Source organism: Candidatus Symbiopectobacterium sp., from assembly GCF_020054415.1.
GTDB lineage: Bacteria > Pseudomonadota > Gammaproteobacteria > Enterobacterales > Enterobacteriaceae > Symbiopectobacterium.
The window spans coordinates 1-3,853 of sequence record NZ_JAHWCO010000208.1 but is presented as its reverse complement, the minus strand read 5'-3'; the positions used below and the strand labels follow the sequence as shown (position 1 = coordinate 3,853).

4 protein-coding genes and 3 pseudogenes are annotated in these 3,853 nt (G+C 51.4%); 3 read left to right on the top strand and 4 right to left on the bottom strand.

The genetic code is table 11. From position 1 onward, the window contains the following. Nucleotides 1-126 (top strand): annotated as a pseudogene (locus QZ506_RS06150) (IS630 family transposase); the annotation flags it as partial. Nucleotides 127-448: 322 nt separating this feature from the next. Here the strand turns inward: QZ506_RS06150 and yfbR are convergent. The 3 genes from yfbR to QZ506_RS06135 form a co-directional block, all read right to left on the bottom strand. Further along, on the bottom strand, nt 449-1,048 hold the full coding sequence (gene yfbR / locus QZ506_RS06145) for a 5'-deoxynucleotidase (RefSeq protein WP_291969804.1): 600 nt from the start codon (nt 1,046-1,048) through the stop codon (nt 449-451). Nucleotides 1,049-1,160: 112 nt separating this feature from the next. After that, nucleotides 1,161-2,375: a pyridoxal phosphate-dependent aminotransferase gene (locus QZ506_RS06140; protein ID WP_291969808.1), complete on the bottom strand. Its 1,215-nt coding sequence runs from the start codon at nt 2,373-2,375 to the stop codon at nt 1,161-1,163. A 78-nt stretch (nt 2,376-2,453) separates the two neighbouring features. Beyond that, the gene (locus QZ506_RS06135) at nt 2,454-2,609 is read right to left on the bottom strand and encodes a hypothetical protein (protein ID WP_291969802.1); all 156 of its coding nucleotides are present in this window, start codon (nt 2,607-2,609) and stop codon (nt 2,454-2,456) included. Between QZ506_RS06135 and QZ506_RS06130 the strand changes: the two are divergent. Both QZ506_RS06130 and QZ506_RS06125 read left to right on the top strand, forming a co-directional pair. After that, nucleotides 2,568-3,103 (top strand): annotated as a pseudogene (locus QZ506_RS06130) (IS1 family transposase); the annotation flags it as partial. The gene QZ506_RS06135 and the pseudogene QZ506_RS06130 sit on opposite strands and share 42 nt — an antisense overlap. Before the next feature lie 81 nt (nt 3,104-3,184). Beyond that, nucleotides 3,185-3,730, top strand: a complete 546-nt coding sequence (locus tag QZ506_RS06125; protein WP_367272976.1) for a LysR substrate-binding domain-containing protein — start codon at nt 3,185-3,187, stop codon at nt 3,728-3,730. A 40-nt stretch (nt 3,731-3,770) separates the two neighbouring features. On the opposite strand, the pseudogene QZ506_RS06120 reads toward QZ506_RS06125, so the two are convergent. Continuing rightward, nucleotides 3,771-3,853 (bottom strand): annotated as a pseudogene (locus tag QZ506_RS06120) (lipoprotein); the annotation flags it as partial.

Genomic DNA, 3,853 nt, shown 5'->3' with positions numbered 1-3,853 from the left:
TTTGAAAACACCCGCGATTTTCGGGATGCAATATTCAATTTTTTCACCAATACGCTACCAGAAATAGCGGACTCGCTGACGTCCAGAATTCATGATCGTTTTCAGGTGCTCAAACCTGCATCTTGAGGTTTATTGGGTATAAAGCCATTTTTCTGTGAATGCAGTGAAGGTTTCGTGCGCAACGGGCTAAGCGACTTTCTGCTATACGAGTAGCGCGCGCCCGACATGGGGCGGCTCAATCGCCCTCGCCCCATGGCCCCTCTGGCTGTTTGCGGGAAATCACGCCGCTGCGCGGTGCCCTCGGCGTCCGTGACCGCTATCGGGCCGTCAGCGACGCGTTCCCGACTCGGAGCTGCCTTTCGGCGCATCCATGCGGCTCACCCGGCGGTCTCGCCCACCTCGGCGTGATTTTTTACGCGGATATAAAAACAAAACTAACTATTCCGACTTACAGGGTGGAACCCTGACTGATCTCATCCAGCGACAGGCTAAAACTCGGAATAAATATTTCCATGAAGTAGTCCATCTCTGGGCTTTGGCGTTGTTGCAGCGTCTTTTCCAGCCGAGTTTTGGCAAGGGCAAATTCGCTGTTACCGGCTGAAAGCTCTTCAAGGCATTTCAGGTAAGCGCACAGAGTATCCGCCTGTTTGACGATGGCGTGCTCTTCTTCACTACAGCAACTGTCATCAATCAGTTGGCGATAATCCAGCTGTAATTCGGGCGGCAACATGGCAATCAGGCTGCGCTGCGCCAGATTTTCTATCTTTTTGTACTCATGGGCGATCTGTGCATTGAAATATTTTATAGGGGTTGGCATATCCCCGGTTAGCACCTCGCTGGCATCGTGGTACATCGCCAGCATCCCGATGCGTTCTGCGTTAAGGTTGCCATTGAATTTGCGGTTTTTGATCACTGCCAGTGCGTGAGCAACAAAGGCCACCTGAAGGCTATGCTCAGATACGTTTTCGGTGCGCACGTTGCGCATCAGCGGCCAGCGGCTAATCAGTTTCAAACGGGATAAATGGGCGAAAAAGTGACTCTGATTCATCATGTTCTCTCAGACGGCAGCACCATAATAAGATATTGTGGCCGCTCTCGGGAAGGATGTAAACGCTAGCGCGTCGTGAAAAATGACGCGCTGGCATGATGCAAACAGAGGCTTACTGATGGTAGTGCGACAGGAAACGGCCTAGCTTGTGGATGGCGGAATCCAGCTCATCTACACGCGGAAGCGTAACGATACGGACGTGGTCAGGATGCTGCCAGTTAAACGCAGTGCCTTGCACCAGCAGCACTTTTTCTTGCAGCAGCAGGTCCAGCACCAGTTTCTGGTCGTCATGGATATTGAAACGCTTGGCGTCGATACGCGGGAACATGTAAAGCGCTCCCTGTGGTTTGACGCAGGAGACGCCGGTGATCTGGTTGATCAGTTCCCAGGCGCGCAAACGCTGTTCATACAACCGTCCACCGGGGTGGATGAACTCACTGATGCTCTGATAACCGCCCAGCGCAGTTTGGATGGCGTGTTGCATAGGTACGTTGGCACACAGACGCATCGATGCCAGCATTTCTAAGCCTTCGATATAGCCTTTAGCATGTTTTTTCGGGCCGTTCAGCACCATCCAGCCTTGGCGGAAACCGGCTACCCGGTAGGTTTTAGATAAACCGTTAAAGGTCACCGTCAGCAGATCCGGCGCCAGCGCGGCGATGGAGTGGTGCTGCGCCTCGTCGTACAGAATTTTGTCGTAGATCTCGTCAGCAAAAATAATCAGGCTATGCTGGCGTGCAATTTCCAAGATTTCCATCAGCAACTCTTTGCTGTAGACGGCACCAGTAGGGTTGTTGGGATTGATGATCACGATGCCGCGCGTGCGTGGCGTGATCTTGCTGCGAATGTCGTCCAGGTCGGGGAACCATCCGGCTTCTTCATCACACAGATAGTGTACCGCATGCCCGCTGGATAACGAGACGGCGGCGGTCCACAGCGGATAATCCGGTGCAGGAACCAGCATCTCGTCGCCTGTGTTAAGTAACGCTTGCATGGATTGCACGATCAGTTCGGAGACGCCGTTGCCGATGTACACATCTTCCAGCGTCATTTCACGCATCCCGCGCGCTTGATAATGCTGCACAATGGCCTTACGTGCGGAATAAAGTCCTTTGGAATCGCAGTAACCCTGCGCGGTAGGTAAATTGCGGATGACATCGACCAGTATTTCATCCGGTGCATCGAAACCAAACGGCGCAGGGTTGCCGATGTTCAGTTTGAGTACTTTATTTCCTTCCTCTTCCAAGCGCTTGGCTTCTTTTAGCACCGTGCCGCGAATGTCATAGCAAACATTATCCAGCTTTTTAGACTTCTCAATGGGATACATCATAGATAGAGCGAACCTTTTTCAGGAAAAGCGTATTTCGCGATGAAATAGCATAACCTGCCTAATGTACTCCTGTGTTTACCCCTTTTGAAGGGTCGTGTATTCAACATGTTGATTGCAGTGTACCATACCCGGTTTTGGATGTGGAATACAGTGGCTAAAGTTGATGTAAGATGCCCGTTTTGTGAATAGATATCTCCTGTGAAAAAACACGGTTATGGCAAAAGTGACCATCAGCGTTACCGTTGTCAGTCATGCAAACGCACCTTCCAGCTCGACTATGACTATCGTGCCTGCAAACCGGGAATGACAGACCAACTCATTGACTTGGCAATGAATAATGCGGGTATTCGTGACACCGCGCGGGCACTACATATTAGTATCAATGCCGTCGTGCGCACTTTAAAAAACTTTCTCCGCGGAATGTAACAACGCAGCCACCGGACAACCCGCAAATTCAACTGATTTGCGAAGTGGATGAGATGTGGTCATTTGTTGACAACAAAGAACGACAGCGCTGGCTGTGGTATGCATGGGAGCCTCGTTTGAAGCAGATTATCGCTCATGCATTTGGCTCTCGCAGCAAGAAAACGCTGCATAATTTGCTGAAACTGCTCTTGAGATTCAGTGTGGCGTTTTGGTGCACGCAATCTGAGGTGAGCCAACAAATGCAACGACTGGAGCAACTAGTGGGGAAAGAGCTGTTCGCCCGCCAAGGTCGTAACAAATTGCTAACAGAACACGGTGTGCAGTTTCTGGGTTATGCCCGCAAGATCCTGCAATTTAACGATGAAGCCTGCACCTCGCTGATGTACAGCGACATGCTCGGCACACTGGCGATCGGCGCGTGTGAGGATACGGCAGATAACATTTTGCCTACGCTTTTGCATCGCGTGACCACGATGTTTCCCAAACTGACCATTGACGTTAGCGTAAAGACTAGTCCAGAACTGCACAGTATGCTGGAAAAAAAAGCGATTGATTTGGCCATCACCACTATGTCGAGCGATAGCGCTGAGCAAATTTTGCTGCGCACCTCGCCGACCATGTGGTATTGCGCGGCGGATTATCGCTTTCGTCAGGACGAACCCGTATCGCTGGTGCTGCTGGATGAGCCCAGCAATTTCCGGGCATTGGCGATCACCTTGCTCAATGAAGCAGGGATTCCCTGGCGTATTGCCTATGTCGAGTCTACGCTCCCAGCCGTGCGTGCTGCGGTAAAGGCTGGCTTGGGCGTAACGGTGCGCACCGTTGAGATGATGAACCCGGAACTGAGGGTCTTGGGAACGGCAGACGGTTTACTGGTGCTTCCCGATACGCAATATTTTTTGTGTAAACGCGGCTTTGTTGAATAAATCAGAACTTGTGACGACTGCGCCCCATACGGGTCGATTGTTACGTGATGCGAATACTGTTCGGCATTCCTAATAGCGTGATCCGGTTAAGCGCTTTGACCATGGCCATGGCTTCACCCACCT